We start from the raw sequence: 15,004 nt of genomic DNA, 5'->3' as shown, positions 1-15,004 counted from the left end.
TTTTTGTAACACACTTAAACCTCAGCTTGCTGGGGTTTTGTTGTTTTCAATACAGCATTTTATTCCTGAATTAATCAATATCAATAGACCTCAATATCTGATCTCCGTTAATATTTTAGTTGGCCTGATTATTGCATTTAAAATGAAATGACCAATATTTTGACGGTGTGATCAAGGAATCGAAAATGAGAAAATCAATAATAACTTCAGTGTTGGCAAGTCTACTGCTATCAGGCTGTGGAAGCGGTGGAAGCGGTGGCAGTGATAGTAGTAACTCTGGTTCGACGCCAACCACGAAGTATAGACTTCAGTTTGTGCAATTAGTTGAACGAGCTGAAAATACTGGTGATGCTCGTTGTACTTTATTTGATGTTGGCGGACAGGCTAGCGGCAAAGAAACATACGCAAAATTAGCAACTGATGTCACTGTGAAAATGTATGATAAAAATGGCGATTTCGTCGAAGATTTATCATCTTCAATTACGACTGCAGGTATATTAAGTATTGCTAAAAATAGCGTAGCGGATGGTGGTTATATATCCGTTATTGATTCTCCGAGTGATACAGATTCGTTTTACAAAGTATTATCAATCCAGAAAGCACTTCTGGGTGACCTTATGATTGCAGTAGAGCGAAATCAGGGAGTTAACTCGTCTTGTTATAAAGAAACTCCAATAACGATGAAAACGGGATATGCTTCGGTTACCCCAAATGGTATTCCTTCAAGCACTTGGGCTTATGATTCATCTCAGAGTGAGATTGCAGCGGTTGCTTTTACGAGTAAAAAGGTTAGTGCGTATGGTAATGAAGACGTATTAGTACGAGCCTATTTTGGTGGAACAGATTTAGTTGATTATGCGTTTGTGTCAACGTTAACACCAGGTGACGGTGGAGATCGAAAGCATTTATCTGGTGTTGCTTTTCCTACGCATAATTGGACGATTGGCCAAAGGCTTACTGGGCAGCTCTCTGGATTATCGGTACGATTAAATCGAGGTAATTACAGTTACCCATGGCTTGATGCAACATTTGTTGCGGCTACGGGCGTGACAACTGGTTTTGCTTACGTAGACACGGAAACGAATTGGAGCTATAACGCTACAGGTAGAACAACCTCAAATTGGAACTTCAGACACAATGATGAATTACTACCTGTCTCATTAGACGTTAACCTACCAACAGAGCTAACCCTCCGTAATGACGATTCTGAAATTAATACCCTTGCTTCCAATTTTGTTTTTCAAGCACGAGGTATTGATTCTACATTAACGCGTTTACAAAGAAGTAGTTATTATATCGATGTTACTGATATTGAAGGTAAAACAAATACTTTAAACCATGTTATTTATAGTGAAGTTGCAAGCGGTGAAAATGTGATTATTCCAAACCTTGCATTGACTAACTTGGATGACCCAACGAGTGCGACTAATCTAACTACCGCGGTATTATCAGCTGATTCATTAACTGCCGATTTGAAAACATTTTTCATGTATGAAAATGCAGTTTCAGATTTGGTTTCCGTTGTATTGTCACCTGCAGATATAGTTCAAAACAATAAAACCAAATACACGGACACGTATACCTTACTTAATCGTTAATACGCATTATGTAAATATTAATAATAAAACCTCAGCCTGCTGGGGTTTTATTGTTTTTGGCTATTTAAACTGGTGATATGCAGGATGAACCAAGTGCGCAATTCGATGAAAATAGTTGCTGTTATGGTTGCCAATGAATGGAAGCACTGGGTAGACTGCCGACTCGATAGTTATATTTAAACATTAAGTTTGTATATAAATAGTGAGTTTGCCGCGACAAGGAGTTGTAAATGTTGGTCTATAGCCTAGAAATGATATGCATTGTTGCGTTTGCGCTCAGTGGGGTATTGGTTGAGTCTAATCGCGGTAAAGATATTGTCAGTATCATGATGCTAGGTTGGATCACGGCATTAGGCGGCGGCACATTACGCGATCTTATTTTATCGGCAGAGACGATATTTTGGATCCGCGATCCCAGTTATTTTTGGACCGCATTGTCGAGTGCTGTTATTGGATTTTTCAGCATTACCCATATCCGTAAGAATAGCCTGAACAAGCTCATTATTATGTTTGATACTATCGGCGTATCGCTATTCTCGATATTAGTCACTCAACAATTATACAGTGCTGGTTATGCGGCTTATGTTTCGGTATCAATGGGTATAGTCACTGCGATATTTGGTGGGGTATTACGGGATATTCTTGCTCATCGACAAACCTTGTTTAATAATACAGAACTGTACGCAAGCCCTGTTATTTTAGGCTGTTGCCTGTATATATTATTGATTAATTTTCAGGTTGATATAACATTAGCAGCGTTGACATGTATGATATTAATTGTCTCTATGCGTTTGTATATAATGGTAAAAAAGATCCGTTTTCCCGCATTCTTATTATTAAAATAACCATTATCTACATATTACGCCGTGTTTTGATATCCCTGCTAGTCTCTGATATAGCATCTTGAAGAAACTTGGATACCACATATAGTGGTAATAATGCGGATTAAAAGTGGTGATAAGAAACGATGATGAATAAACCTTCGACAAAACCAACTGCAGCTGAGTCTGGAGATATGGTTAGTGAACCAATTGTGGCTGAAAATTTTTTAGTCTCGCAGCCATGGCGGGCATTATTGCTGTGTGCAGGCTGCCTAGCGGTGGGTCTTGGCGTGCTAGGTATATTCTTACCCCTATTACCCACTGTGCCATTTTTATTGTTAGCAGCTGCTTGTTTTAGTCGTTCTTCACGAAAATTACAGTTGTGGTTGTTTAACCATCGCTATCTCGGACCGTACTTAACTAATTATTTATTGCGTCAGGGCATCAGTAAAAAGCAGCTATTGAGCTCACTTTCCAGCATGTGGATTGCGATGTTGTTAGCGATATATTTTGCCCCTATCTGGTATGTGAAAATACTATTATTGGTCACCGCTTGCCTTGTTAGCCGTCACCTTCTATCCTTACAACGCTTGCCATAATCACTATTGTACTGATTTTTACACGGCTATCAGGCTAAAATAGTTGCTTAAACTGGACTGAAATACTAATTATTTTATATAAATCGTATTTTTTTCCATTTCTGCTAACTAACTCATATTATTTTTGTATCTTTAATGTAACACTCCCGCAGCATTAAATTTCGTAAGTTAAGAGGCCCTTGGTATGTTTAAAGCGTTAGATGCACTTTCTCCGTCGTTTATAGATCGTCCATTGGATGAACTTTGGCAGTTAATTTCTCCTTTGTATATGGTTGATGAGTCAAAATGGTTAGCAGAATTGTTACCAATGGCACGCCCATCTGCAGAAGAAAAATCTCAGATCACCACCAATGCAACTGTGTTAATTGAACGCGTGCGCGCTGATAAGCAAGCCATCCAAATGATCGATGCCTTGTTACTGGAATACAGCCTAGATACCAAAGAAGGTATCTTGTTGATGTGTCTTGCTGAAGCATTGATGCGTATTCCGGATGCGGCAACAGCAGATGCATTAATTCGTGACAAATTAAGTGTTGCAGACTGGAAGTCACACCTAAAAAATTCTGATTCAACATTTGTGAATGCATCCACTTGGGGACTATTACTGACTGGTAAAGTTGTCAGTATGGATCGCAAAGATACTAAATCGGCGAGCAGTACTATTAGCCGTTTAGTGAATAAAGTATCAGAACCTATTATTCGCCAAGCAATGAACCAAGCCATGAAGATCATGGGACACCAATTTGTATTGGGTCGTAATATTGCTGAAGCACAAAAAAATGGTCGTTCATCGCGTGATAAAGGCTTTACCTATTCATTTGATATGCTAGGTGAGTCGGCATTAACAACTGCCGATGCGAAGAAATATTTTAATGATTACATTCAAGCCGTCGAATCGGTTGGTAGCAATAAATACGGTAATGACAAAACGCCGGCACCAACAGTTTCAATTAAACTGTCAGCACTGCACCCGCGCTATGAAGTGGCTAACGAAGCGCGTGTTATGACTGAAATGCACGACACAGTATTAGAATTACTGTTGCGTGCACGTGATTTGGATGTGGGTATTACTATCGATGCGGAAGAAGCGGATCGTTTAGAATTATCACTCGCATTATTTGAAAAACTGTACCGTCACCCGAAACTGCAAGGTTGGGGCAAATTCGGTATCGTTGTACAAGCTTACTCTAAGCGTGCTCTGCCAACATTAATTTGGCTTGCAGCATTAGCGAAAGAGCAGGGTGATGTGATCCCATTACGTTTAGTTAAAGGTGCTTATTGGGATACAGAGCTTAAATTATCACAGCAAAATGGCTATGATGCTTACCCTGTTTATACGCGCAAAGAAGCAACTGATGTTGCCTATTTAGCGTGTGCTCGTTTCTTATTAAGCGAGCAAATTCGTGGTTGTATCTATCCACAGTTTGCCAGCCACAATGCTCATACGGTGTCTGCGATTGCGACCATGGCTGAGCATAAAGATTTTGAATTCCAGCGTCTACACGGCATGGGTGATGCGTTATATAATCACGCATTAGAGATCTATGGTGTTGATGTGCGCATCTACGCACCAGTGGGTAGCCATAAAGACTTGCTACCATACTTGGTTCGACGCTTATTAGAAAATGGTGCAAACAGCTCGTTTGTGCATCGTTTAGTTGATGCCGATTGTCCGATTACGGAATTAACAGAACATCCGGTAGATACTCTAGATAGTCGTCCGACATTACATAACAGTTTGATCCCACTGCCGACTAAGATCTTTGCGGGACGTAAAAACTCATGCAACATCAATGTTGACATTATTAGTGAAATTACGCCGTTTAATACAGAGCTTAGCTTGCAAATGCAAAAAACGTGGCAAGCGGCACCAGTGGTTAATGGGCAGGTGATCACGACTGAATTAGACAATGCAAAACCAGTCAGTGCCCCTTACGACCGCCGTATTCACGTTGGCCAAGTATTGTGGTCAACACCTGCAGAAGTCACAACAGCATTAGATACAGCTGCTGATTATTTCCCTACATGGTCAGCAGTTCCGGTGGCTGAACGTGCAGCATATTTAAATAACGTTGCAGATCTACTGGAAGCGAACTTAGCCGAATTAGTGGCGTTATGTCATAAAGAAGCCGGGAAAACGATTCACGACAGCTTAGATGAAGTACGTGAAGCGGTTGATTTCTGTCGTTACTACGCAATGCAAGCCACCGAAAATTTCTCGGTAGCAAAAAACCAAGTTCGTTTTGATGGTATTGCCCAGCAAGTAACGCGTCAGGGACAAGGTGTGTTTGTGTGTATCAGTCCGTGGAACTTCCCACTGGCAATTTTCCTTGGTCAAGTTGCGGCTGCATTGGTTGCGGGTAATACCGTTATCGCGAAACCTGCAGAGCAAACAAGCTTGATTGCGGCACGTACTATGGAATTAATGTTAGAAGCGGGTCTGCCTAAAGAAGCTGTGCATTTATTGCCTGGTGGCGGTGCGGCAATTGGTTCACTACTGACAGCTGACGAGCGTATCGCGGGTGTTGTATTCACTGGTTCAACAGAAACTGCACAAGTAATTAACCGTGCATTAGCGAAACGTGATACGAACGTTGCCACCTTAATTGCTGAAACGGGTGGTCAAAACACCATGATCGTTGACAGTACGGCACTGCCAGAACAAGTTGTTCGTGATGTGATGCGTTCTGCATTTGCTTCTGCGGGTCAACGTTGTTCAGCACTGCGTGTATTGTTTGTGCAAGAAGATATTGCTGACCGTATTACCACCTTGATTCAAGGTGCAATGCAAGAATTACATATTGGTCTACCGCAACATCATCATACAGATGTGGGCCCGGTGATTGATTTACTTGCTAAGAACAAACTGCAAGCGCACATTGATAAAATGCGTGCGACAAGCAAACTAGTCGGTGAAGTAAGTCTGACTGACGAATGTAACTTTGGTGACTTCATTGCTCCAATAGCATTTGAAATTAACAGCATTAACCAATTAGAAAATGAACAGTTCGGTCCTATTTTACATATCGTGCGTTATAAAGCGGCTGATTTAAACAATGTGATTACTGAGATTAATGCGACAGGCTTTGGTTTAACGATGGGGATCCACAGTCGTAATGAACGTACTTACACTGATATCGAACGCCAAATTAGAGTGGGTAACTGTTACATTAACCGTGACCAAGTTGGTGCTGTTGTTGGTGTACAACCATTCGGTGGTCAAGGTTTATCAGGTACGGGTCCAAAAGCGGGTGGTCCACATTATCTATATCGTTTCACTAAGCAAGTTGTTAGCGCTTAAGCTGCGTCATTGTAAATTAAGGAGTTAAACCATGGTTGTAGAAAAAAAATTAGTTCAGACGCAGCATCTGATTGAAACTGGCCTTTGTGCGTGGCAGAGCTGGAACGAACAGGGTGTTATTGCACGTGCTGAGTTGATTGCAAAATGGGCTGAGATTATTAGCCAAGAAGCCGCATTAGGTAAACTTACGGCTGAAATGGCGAAGTATCAAAAACACCAAGCCATTACCCTATTGGGCGATGAAAAATTAATGCCAGGGCCGACAGGAGAAGTGAACGAGCTTTACAGTGCCGGACGTGGTTTATTTATTGTCGCAGCAACAGATGCCGAGCAAAGCAGCACGATTAATGCCATTGTGGGTCATGTGAGTGCGGCGTTATTAGCGGGTAATACTTTGGTATTGGCTCTGCCACAAGCGCAGCAAGCATTGCAATTTGTGTTGCTTAATACACTGCATGCCGCGGGTATTCCTGAACTTGTTGTGCAGGGTGCTGAAGAAACAGAATTAACGGCACTGATTGAATCTCCAAAAGTAGCGGGTGTTGCGTTTACCGGTGATAAAAAAACCGCGCAAACGATTAACCGTACTTTGTCTACACGCGAGGGTTTATTGGCGCAGTTAGTGGCTGAAGTGAGTGGTAGTGCATTGGCTTACGTAACAGATAATCACTTTATCTTACGCTTTATTACCGAGCGTACACGTACCATTAATATTACTGCTGTGGGTGGTAATGCAACCTTGTTAGAACTCGGTGGCGGCGACCATTAATTGTTAGCTTAATATGAATAACCCTATCAGGTACGCATTTGCATGCCTGATATGGGACTCCTATCAGTGTAAGTCCGTTTATTTAGTAGTATCATCAGCCCCATTGTCTTGAGTTATCATTTGTAAACTTGTGTCTTAAGTTATCATTTGTAAATTAAAAGTAGGTCACTGATGCAAAAAATTACCCGTTGCATGGCAACTAATAAACGTATCGCGCTTGTAGCCCATGATCACATGAAGTCAGATTTGATTGCTTGGTCAAAAGCACGTGTTGATATTCTCAAAAAACACCATTTATTCGGAACTGGCACGACAGCCACCTTATTAACCAAACACGTTGAACTACCTGTTAAAGCACTATTGAGCGGTCCTATGGGCGGCGATCAACAGCTTGGCGCACTGATTGCCGAAGGCGAGATTGATATGATGATCTTTTTCTGGGACCCAATGAACGCAGTACCGCATGATCCGGATGTAAAAGCATTATTACGTTTAGCCGCAGTATGGAATATTCCTGTTGCGACAAATCCAGCAACGGCTGATTTCATTATTGATTCGATTCATACCAGTAACAAATACGAACATGCAGTGCCTGATTACGAAGGTTATTTAGCGGAACGTACTTGCGAGCTATAACGCAGAAAATAACTATTGTTTTCGAATAACAGAAAATAATTATTGTTTTGAAATGGCAGTATGAAAGGTAATAACAGCAGAAGCTATCTGCTGTTATTACTGATTGGCATAAGTCGTGTTAATCTTCTTTGAAATGCTCTTCAGTCATCATATGACCAAGCTTGTCGGCTTTGGTTTTTAAATAATGTTCATTGTGCATATTCTTACCCACTTGTAATGGTTGACGAGCAACCACATTAACGCCGTATTCTTCCATTGCCGCTAATTTTTTCGGGTTGTTGGTCATCAATTTAACTTTGTTAATGCCAAGGTGATCTAACATAGGTTTACACATCGCATAATTACGTAAATCGGCAGCAAAGCCTAACTTTTCATTTGCTTCAACCGTATTGGCACCAGAGTCTTGTAAATTATACGCACGGATCTTGTTTAGTAGACCAATACCACGTCCTTCTTGACGTAAATATAGAATGAAACCAGAACCTGCTTCAGTGATATTTTTCATTGCGGTTTCAAGTTGGAAGCCACAATCACAGCGTAAACTAAACAAAGCGTCACCAGTTAAACATTCTGAATGGATACGTCCTAGTACGACTTCATCCTTCGCTAACTCGCCATAAGTTAGCGCCACATGTTCTTTGCCTGTCTCTGAGTCTTCGAAGCCGTGCATTGTGAAAGTACCAAAAGGTGTAGGTAGTTTTGAAGATGCGATAAATTTAATAGACACGGATTACCTCTTACTATCCAGCGCTATGATTAGCGATGAACGTCAAATAGAATTTCTTTTGGCTAGTTTACTCGTTTATGGCGGCAATCTGAATAGAGAATTGTAAAAAGACGGGATAATTATCATTCGTTATCACGATCAATGCAAAGTACACCTAATTATGTACTTTACCGTCGTGGATCGTGCTTAGGTGCTCGCCGTATTTCTATGAGTGCGAGTATTAGTGGCGTACGTAAAACTCTTTTGCAAATGATGGACGTGCCGCTTTAAGAGTTTGTGCTTGTTGTTCAGTCATTTTACCGGCTGGAAAACCTAACGCTTTGTGATCGAGTAAAGCACGGGCCTTAATATTAATACACAGTTTGATTTTACTGCCACTACCGATGATTTCTTGACTGTTGAGGGCGGGAACTAAAATGCAGTGTTCGATTAAATTGGCAACAGAAGCGACTTCTAAAGGCAGTGAAATAATATCTTTCTTTTGAAAAATGAATTCACGGATCACAGCTTGCTCAGAGGTATTCATTATTTTAACCATTTTGGTTATTTTATTCATCATATCTGTTTCGCTTTGTTTCTCAAGCACTGAGTGGCCCACTTGAACAAGTAACAGTGCGATAAAATAAGCGATGCTTGAAATGACAACAATAGAGATATAACCACGGTATTCCGTCACCCATTGTTCTAATCCTGATACCGACAATGCTGTGGTTGGCAGTAGCAGTACTAATGCTGCTGCAAGCAGTAACCAAGTTGTGGCAATGTTTATCTGTTTGTAATTTTGAATATACTGCTTAAGTTCATGCATGATCAAGCCTCTACTAATAACTGCTGTCAAAAAATTGTCTGATGTATGACATTATTTCTGTAATTCTTCTTAGGTTCAAATATAAGCATTTTTTGTGCCACTAAATTAATTATTTTCAATAGTCGTGATATTGATGACTATCAGTTGGTTGAGCCGTATACTAAGTACTGTTTATGCACTTTTAAATGGATGTAACATGCAGTATTTGCCAATTTTTATGGATGTAAATAATAAGAACGTATTAGTTGTTGGCGGTGGTGAAGTCGCGAGTCGAAAAGTTGACTTGTTATTGAGTGCCGGTGCTAAGGTAACTGTGTTATCTCCACGTTTAAACGATACGCTGCAACGCTATCGTGATGATGCCAAAATAACAGTGGTTATTGACGGCTATAATCGTGATTACCTCGGTGATTACGTGATGGTATGGGTAACAACGGATGATACCTTGCTCAATAAACAAGTATGGCAAGACTGTTGCGAACGTAACTTATTAGTGAATGTCGCCGACCAGCCTGAATTGTGTGAGTTTATCACTCCCTCTATTATTGATCGTTCACCGTTACAAATTGCTATATCGAGTGGTGGCGCTTCGCCTGTACTTATCCGCTATTTACGGGAGAAATTAGAAGCATTATTACCGGAAACACTCGGCCTGCTTGGTAGTTTTGCTGGTGAACAGCGTGAACGTGTACAGCAAAAATTTGGTAGCGTGACAGAAAGACGTCGTTTTTGGGAACGTTTTTTCACCTCGAAAGCAGTTGAACTTGCAACCGACAACACGAAATTACAGTCTGAATTTGATCGACAGTTAAGCACACCGAATACCGATGTTGGTGGGGATATTTACCTTATTCAATTACCTGATGAAATTGATTTATTACGGTTAAGAGCCTTGCGTTTAATGCAGCAAGCTGATGTGATTTTATATGTAGAAGGCGATGACAATATTGCTGATTTTGTTGAATTATGCCGTCGTGATGCCGAGCGCTATCCTGTACTGAGTGATGACTTTGCTGTGCAAGTACAAGCGCGTAAGCAACAAGGCGAACGGGTTTGTCTGTTAATTAATAACAACGAACAGTTTAATTTATTAACCACAGAGCTCAACGCGGTTAGTGTTATCGCTTAATTATTTGTAGGACTGATTTTAAGATGTATTCAGGTTTTTTCATTGTTATAGTCCCTTTGGTACTGGGCTACCTTGTCGAATTAAAACAAACGAGACATATTCATTGGATTAATGTTTGTACCAATAAAATGATCTACGTGATCTTGTTCTTGATGGGAATTAGCTTATCGCATTTGGATAACTTTGCGCAAAATATTCAGAATATCGGATTATACAGTTTTACGGTGCTCAGTTGTGTGTCAATCGCGAACTTAATTACGTTGTGGGGACTGGATAAACGTTTAACTAAAACGATAGTGGGGGAAGGGGAGTCATTAAGTAAATGGCATCTTATTTTAGAATCGATACAGTTAATTTTTGTTATTGCTGGCGGTTTTATATCGGGTTTATTTATTCCTTCAGAAATGATTAATATCGATATTATCAGTGAAGGTGCATTGGTATTACTGTTACTGTTTATCGGTTGCCAATTACGTAATAGTGGTATGCAATTACGCGAAATTTTACTTAATACTTGGGGTATCAAGATTGCGATAGTGATGATACTGAGTTCTTGGGTTGGTGGGTTGGCTGCAGCCTTATTACTGGATATACCGTTAACGAATGGTTTGGCCTTGGCATCGGGCTTCGGTTGGTATTCGTTATCGGGTATTTTGATTACAGATGGTTTATCGCCAGTATTTGGTGGTGCGGCGTTTATTATTGATTTAGGTCGTGAGCTGCTGGCTATTTTAATTATTCCCTCATTGATTCGTTTATACCCATCCACTGCAATTGGTTATGCGGGCGCGACGGCAATGGACTTCACGCTACCAATGATCCAAAAATCCGGTGGTAATGGTTATGTACCGCTTGCCATTGTTAGTGGTTTTATTTTAAGTTTATCGTCACCGTTATTTATTAGTTTGTTCTTAGTACTGTAATCACAGGAACTTAGGCTAATAAATCCAGATAAATAAAAGGGAGATGCTGTTAGTCAGCGCCTCCCTTTTTGTATTTAGTCCCTGAACAAGTTAATTTTTGAATTAGCTAATCTTGCCTTCAACTAATAGCTGACGAATTAATGGCGCACAGATAAGCTCCATCGCCAGTGCCATTTTTCCGCCAGGTACAACCAAGGTATTGATCCCAGAAATAAACGAGCCATCGATCATGGTTAGCAAATAAGGGAAGTCGACATTTTTTACGCTTTGGAAACGGATCACCACCAAACTTTCATCCAATGTTGGGATCGTTGTCGCACTAAATGGGTTTGAGGTATCGACTAACGGTACGCGCTGAAAGTTAATGTGGGTACGTGAGAACTGCGGAGTAATAAAGTTAATGTAATCGTCCATCGACCGCACAATTGAATCTGTTACCGCCTCACGAGAGTGACCACGGTCTTCAGTGTCTCGGACTAGTTTTTGGATCCACTCCAAGTTGACGATCGGCACCATGCCGATCAATAGATCTACATGCTTGGCCACATCATTGTCTTTGGTCGCGACGCCGCCGTGCAGGCCTTCATAAAATAAAAGATCAGTACCCGCATCGATATCTTGCCAAGGCGTAAATGTACCCGGCATTAAGTTGTATGGTACGGCTTCGTCAAACGAGTGTAGGTAACGACGATATTTACCGCTGCCATCGCGGCCATAGTCTTGAAAGAAGCTTTCCAGTAACTCAAAATCATTGGCTTCAGGGCCAAAATAGCTGATATGTCGACCTTGTTCACGGGCTTTGCGGATAGCCACATCCATTTCGGGACGGGTATATCGATGAAAACTGTCGCCTTCGATAAAAGAGGCTTTGATGTTTTCTTGCTGGAACATATGTGCAAAGGCCAAGCTAGTGGTAGAAGTACCGGCGCCTGATGAACCTGTCACAGCAATAATAGGATGTTTTGCTGACATTTGATCGACCAACTAGTTGAATTTAAGGAGTGAGTGCTATGTTATACGAGTTAAATGCACTGAGATCAAGTATAAAATTTGCACAGTTATTGTGGGTTTTTAAGAACTTCGCTCTTTGGTAAGATGTTTACGCTGTCATGTAATTCAGAGTAAACGATAACCACATCACCGGTTTCAAGTTGTTTGGTTACCTGGCACACTTTCTCTGACATCGACATTTCAAGGCTGCCATAATCTGTACCTTCTCGTAGCACGAAATGTTCGATTAATGTATTTAGCGTATTTGTATCTAGTTGCTGATATGGAATAATCATAATTGAGCTCTACATTAGTGGTTACCGATAATTTGTCTAATATTAACATATTTTTTCTAATTGATTGCTAAATACAGCCAGCTTAAATACAATGATTCTCATTTAGATTGTTTCGATTTATATATTCGCTCACTCTTAACTTCATATTTAGTCGCAGTGGAACAACATGAACTATTCAGCAATTTGGTCAATCGGGTTACTTACAGGCGCATTAATTATGCCTGCTCAGGCAACGAGTAAGCTTGATAATATTATTGGTAGCAAGCAGCAATCACAGGTGCAAGCACAACGTACTCAGGAGCATATTGCTGATCTAGATGACAAAACAAGCGAAACTGTGAATGAATATCGTGCATTGTTACGTGAAAACGCAGTATTGACTGCTTATACAACACAGTTAGAAAAACAGGTTTCACAACAGCAGCAGTTACTCATCAGTTTAGAAAAGAACATGGCCAGCGTCCGTGAAACACGTATGGAACTGACCCCGTTAATGCAAGAAATGGTACAAGTACTAACCCTGTTTGTTGAACAAGATATCCCTTTCTTATGGCAAGAACGTCAATTACGTTTAGCTGAACTCAATCGTTTGTTAGATAACCCTAATATTAGTGTCGCGGATAAATACCGTCGTATCTTAGAAGCCTATCAAATTGAGACTGAATATGGTGATACTATCGAAACATGGCAAGCACAGCTACCATTAAGTGATGCCGACAAAACTGTACAACTTATCCGTGTTGGTCGCGTCGCTCTATATTACCTGACGCCAGATCATAATAACGCAGGTTATTGGGATAACAGCAGTCGCACTTGGTTAATATTACCAGCAAGTTGGCTGCCGAAAGTGAAACAAGCCTATGATGTGGCAGACAACAAAACCGTACCAACTTTATTATCCCTACCTTTATTAGAGGCATCGATAGTATCGGAAATCGTACCGGCGAATTCTGTTTCGGCCACGCAGCAGCAGGAGGCGCTATAATGACTATTACGACTACGCTTAGAATTATGCCAACGTATTTTAACGCTCTCTTGATTACGACTAGCTTGTTGATGTTCAACGTCAATGCGACACCATTGGATGATCTGTTAAAGCAAGTTAAGCAAAGTAATGTGGCTGAAACTAAAATAGACAATGAGGCATTAACGCGTTTTAAAAGTAATCTTGCGACTCAAGAAGCCAATTTAGCGAAACAAGCTAAACGTAACCAAACACTACAACAACAAATGACCCAGTTGCAAAATACCATTGCTGGCAACAATAAACTGATTTTAGCGAAACAAAAATTAGCCAATAGTGAAAAGTCCGATTTGGATAACGTGTTCAGTGAATTCCGCCGCGCTAGCCAGGACCTACGTGGTCAATTAAATAAAAGCCCACTAAGCGCTATTTTATCAGGACGTTCAATCCAACTATCACCTTATAGCGAAGCGAATTTTGAACCGAATCTTGTAGCGATTAAAAACTTATGGTTATTATTTACCGAGCAAATGGTGGCAAGCAGTAAAGTCACGACCACAGAAACTCAAGTGACGATGGCGAATGGTAGCAAAGAAATGTTAGCGGTTACCCAAATCGCTGGTTTTACCGCATTTACCGCGCAAGGCCCGCTGTTGTATCAACCTGCGAGTGAAAGTTATCAGTTATTACCGTCAAATTCGGCGGATATGACAGCACGTATAGCGGCTTTTTCACAACCACAAGACGGCTTTGTGAGTACCTTAATTGACCCTTCTGCAGGTGCATTACTGGAGCGTGCGACACAAGTTCGCGCTTGGTGGCAGGTATTTTCTGATGCGGGTGTTGTTGGTGGCATTATTGTCGCGGTGGGAATTATCGGCATGACAATCGGTTTATTCCGTCTGTTGGTTCTGACACGTGAAGCGAAGAAAATAGAATTACAAAAACAGCAATTAAATAAACTGACAGATAACCCACTCGGCCGTATCATAAGTGTCGCGGAGCGTCACGAACGCAGTAATGCCGATGAACTAGCGCGTTTTCTTGATGAAGCAATTTTGGCTGAGCTACCTGAATGTCGTAAAGGACTGGGTTCGATAGCGGTACTGGCGACTATCGCGCCACTGCTCGGGTTGTTAGGTACTGTGGCAGGGATGATTGAAACATTTCAAGCTATTACCGCGTACGGAAACAGCGACCCTCAAGTATTATCAAGTGGTATCTCTCAAGCTTTGTTAACCACTAAATTTGGTTTGATTGCCGCTGTGCCACTTATGTTATTACACAGCTTATTAACCAGTAAAAGTGACAGTATCCTGCATGTAATAGAACACCAAAGTGCAGGTTTATTAGCGCAACGTCAACAGCGCCTTAGCTTATATGCCAATGAAGCAGAGCCCCGAGTAATGACTCATCAGCAGCAAGCGACAGGTAACGTGTAAG

General features: G+C 41.0%; 14 protein-coding genes. 10 read left to right on the top strand and 4 right to left on the bottom strand.

What is annotated here, in order from left to right:
* The first annotated feature begins 185 nt into the window (after positions 1-185).
* From BT797_RS11440 to BT797_RS11415, 6 genes are all read left to right on the top strand, one after another.
* Positions 186-1,598 (top strand): hypothetical protein, encoded by a 1,413-nt coding sequence (locus BT797_RS11440; protein ID WP_045111913.1) that lies wholly within the window; start codon positions 186-188, stop codon positions 1,596-1,598.
* Positions 1,599-1,828: 230 nt separating this feature from the next.
* On the top strand, positions 1,829-2,443 hold the full coding sequence (locus BT797_RS11435) for a trimeric intracellular cation channel family protein (RefSeq protein ID WP_045111912.1): 615 nt from the start codon (positions 1,829-1,831) through the stop codon (positions 2,441-2,443).
* Positions 2,444-2,565: 122 nt separating this feature from the next.
* Positions 2,566-3,018 (top strand): YbaN family protein, encoded by a 453-nt coding sequence (locus tag BT797_RS11430; protein ID WP_075472143.1) that lies wholly within the window; start codon positions 2,566-2,568, stop codon positions 3,016-3,018.
* A gap of 184 nt (positions 3,019-3,202) precedes the next feature.
* Positions 3,203-6,319 carry a bifunctional proline dehydrogenase/L-glutamate gamma-semialdehyde dehydrogenase PutA gene (gene putA, locus BT797_RS11425; protein WP_075472142.1) on the top strand — a complete coding sequence of 1,039 codons (3,117 nt, stop codon included), beginning with the start codon at positions 3,203-3,205 and terminating at the stop codon, positions 6,317-6,319.
* 31 nt (positions 6,320-6,350) lie between these two features.
* Positions 6,351-7,088 (top strand): aldehyde dehydrogenase family protein, encoded by a 738-nt coding sequence (locus BT797_RS11420; RefSeq protein ID WP_045111909.1) that lies wholly within the window; start codon positions 6,351-6,353, stop codon positions 7,086-7,088.
* Positions 7,089-7,259: 171 nt separating this feature from the next.
* A complete protein-coding gene (locus BT797_RS11415; protein WP_075472140.1) occupies positions 7,260-7,724 on the top strand; it encodes a methylglyoxal synthase in 465 nt (154 codons plus the stop codon).
* Between the two features lie 118 nt (positions 7,725-7,842).
* On the opposite strand, the gene ribA is transcribed toward BT797_RS11415, so the two are convergent.
* A complete protein-coding gene (gene ribA / locus BT797_RS11410; protein WP_075472138.1) occupies positions 7,843-8,451 on the bottom strand; it encodes a GTP cyclohydrolase II in 609 nt (202 codons plus the stop codon).
* A 220-nt stretch (positions 8,452-8,671) separates the two neighbouring features.
* Positions 8,672-9,259 carry a super-infection exclusion protein B gene (locus BT797_RS11405; RefSeq protein WP_045111906.1) on the bottom strand — a complete coding sequence of 196 codons (588 nt, stop codon included), beginning with the start codon at positions 9,257-9,259 and terminating at the stop codon, positions 8,672-8,674.
* Between the two features lie 196 nt (positions 9,260-9,455).
* Between BT797_RS11405 and BT797_RS11400 the strand changes: the two genes are divergently transcribed.
* Positions 9,456-10,388, top strand: a complete 933-nt coding sequence (locus BT797_RS11400) for a precorrin-2 dehydrogenase/sirohydrochlorin ferrochelatase family protein (RefSeq protein WP_075472136.1) — start codon at positions 9,456-9,458, stop codon at positions 10,386-10,388.
* A 23-nt stretch (positions 10,389-10,411) separates the two neighbouring features.
* Positions 10,412-11,311 (top strand): LysO family transporter, encoded by a 900-nt coding sequence (locus BT797_RS11395; RefSeq protein WP_045111904.1) that lies wholly within the window; start codon positions 10,412-10,414, stop codon positions 11,309-11,311.
* Between the two features lie 102 nt (positions 11,312-11,413).
* Here BT797_RS11395 and BT797_RS11390 read toward each other — a convergent pair whose 3' ends face one another.
* Positions 11,414-12,283 (bottom strand): phosphoribulokinase, encoded by an 870-nt coding sequence (locus BT797_RS11390; protein ID WP_045111903.1) that lies wholly within the window; start codon positions 12,281-12,283, stop codon positions 11,414-11,416.
* 86 nt (positions 12,284-12,369) lie between these two features.
* Positions 12,370-12,597, bottom strand: a complete 228-nt coding sequence (locus tag BT797_RS11385; protein WP_045111902.1) for a YheU family protein — start codon at positions 12,595-12,597, stop codon at positions 12,370-12,372.
* A 166-nt stretch (positions 12,598-12,763) separates the two neighbouring features.
* Between BT797_RS11385 and BT797_RS11380 the strand changes: the two genes are divergently transcribed.
* Positions 12,764-13,582, top strand: coding sequence for a DUF3450 domain-containing protein (locus BT797_RS11380; RefSeq protein ID WP_045111901.1), 819 nt, complete (start codon positions 12,764-12,766; stop codon positions 13,580-13,582).
* On the top strand, positions 13,582-15,003 hold the full coding sequence (locus BT797_RS11375) for a MotA/TolQ/ExbB proton channel family protein (RefSeq protein WP_075472134.1): 1,422 nt from the start codon (positions 13,582-13,584) through the stop codon (positions 15,001-15,003). Before BT797_RS11380 ends, BT797_RS11375 begins: the two co-directional genes overlap by 1 nt.
* Position 15,004 lies beyond the last annotated feature (1 nt).

Origin of the sequence: Moritella viscosa (assembly GCF_900120065.1) — a bacterium.
GTDB classification, from domain to species: domain Bacteria; phylum Pseudomonadota; class Gammaproteobacteria; order Enterobacterales; family Moritellaceae; genus Moritella; species Moritella viscosa.
This window is presented reverse-complemented; position numbering and strand designations above follow the sequence as displayed.

Coding starts and splice junctions, on each gene's coding strand:
- BT797_RS11440 (WP_045111913.1), top strand. CDS start 186: ATGAGAAAATCAATAATAACTTCAGTGTTGGCAAGTCTACTGCTATCA.
- BT797_RS11435 (WP_045111912.1), top strand. CDS start 1,829: ATGTTGGTCTATAGCCTAGAAATGATATGCATTGTTGCGTTTGCGCTC.
- BT797_RS11430 (WP_075472143.1), top strand. CDS start 2,566: ATGATGAATAAACCTTCGACAAAACCAACTGCAGCTGAGTCTGGAGAT.
- putA (WP_075472142.1), top strand. CDS start 3,203: ATGTTTAAAGCGTTAGATGCACTTTCTCCGTCGTTTATAGATCGTCCA.
- BT797_RS11420 (WP_045111909.1), top strand. CDS start 6,351: ATGGTTGTAGAAAAAAAATTAGTTCAGACGCAGCATCTGATTGAAACT.
- BT797_RS11415 (WP_075472140.1), top strand. CDS start 7,260: ATGCAAAAAATTACCCGTTGCATGGCAACTAATAAACGTATCGCGCTT.
- BT797_RS11405 (WP_045111906.1), bottom strand. CDS start 9,259: ATGCATGAACTTAAGCAGTATATTCAAAATTACAAACAGATAAACATT.
- BT797_RS11400 (WP_075472136.1), top strand. CDS start 9,456: ATGCAGTATTTGCCAATTTTTATGGATGTAAATAATAAGAACGTATTA.
- BT797_RS11395 (WP_045111904.1), top strand. CDS start 10,412: ATGTATTCAGGTTTTTTCATTGTTATAGTCCCTTTGGTACTGGGCTAC.
- BT797_RS11390 (WP_045111903.1), bottom strand. CDS start 12,283: ATGTCAGCAAAACATCCTATTATTGCTGTGACAGGTTCATCAGGCGCC.
- BT797_RS11385 (WP_045111902.1), bottom strand. CDS start 12,597: ATGATTATTCCATATCAGCAACTAGATACAAATACGCTAAATACATTA.
- BT797_RS11380 (WP_045111901.1), top strand. CDS start 12,764: ATGAACTATTCAGCAATTTGGTCAATCGGGTTACTTACAGGCGCATTA.
- BT797_RS11375 (WP_075472134.1), top strand. CDS start 13,582: ATGACTATTACGACTACGCTTAGAATTATGCCAACGTATTTTAACGCT.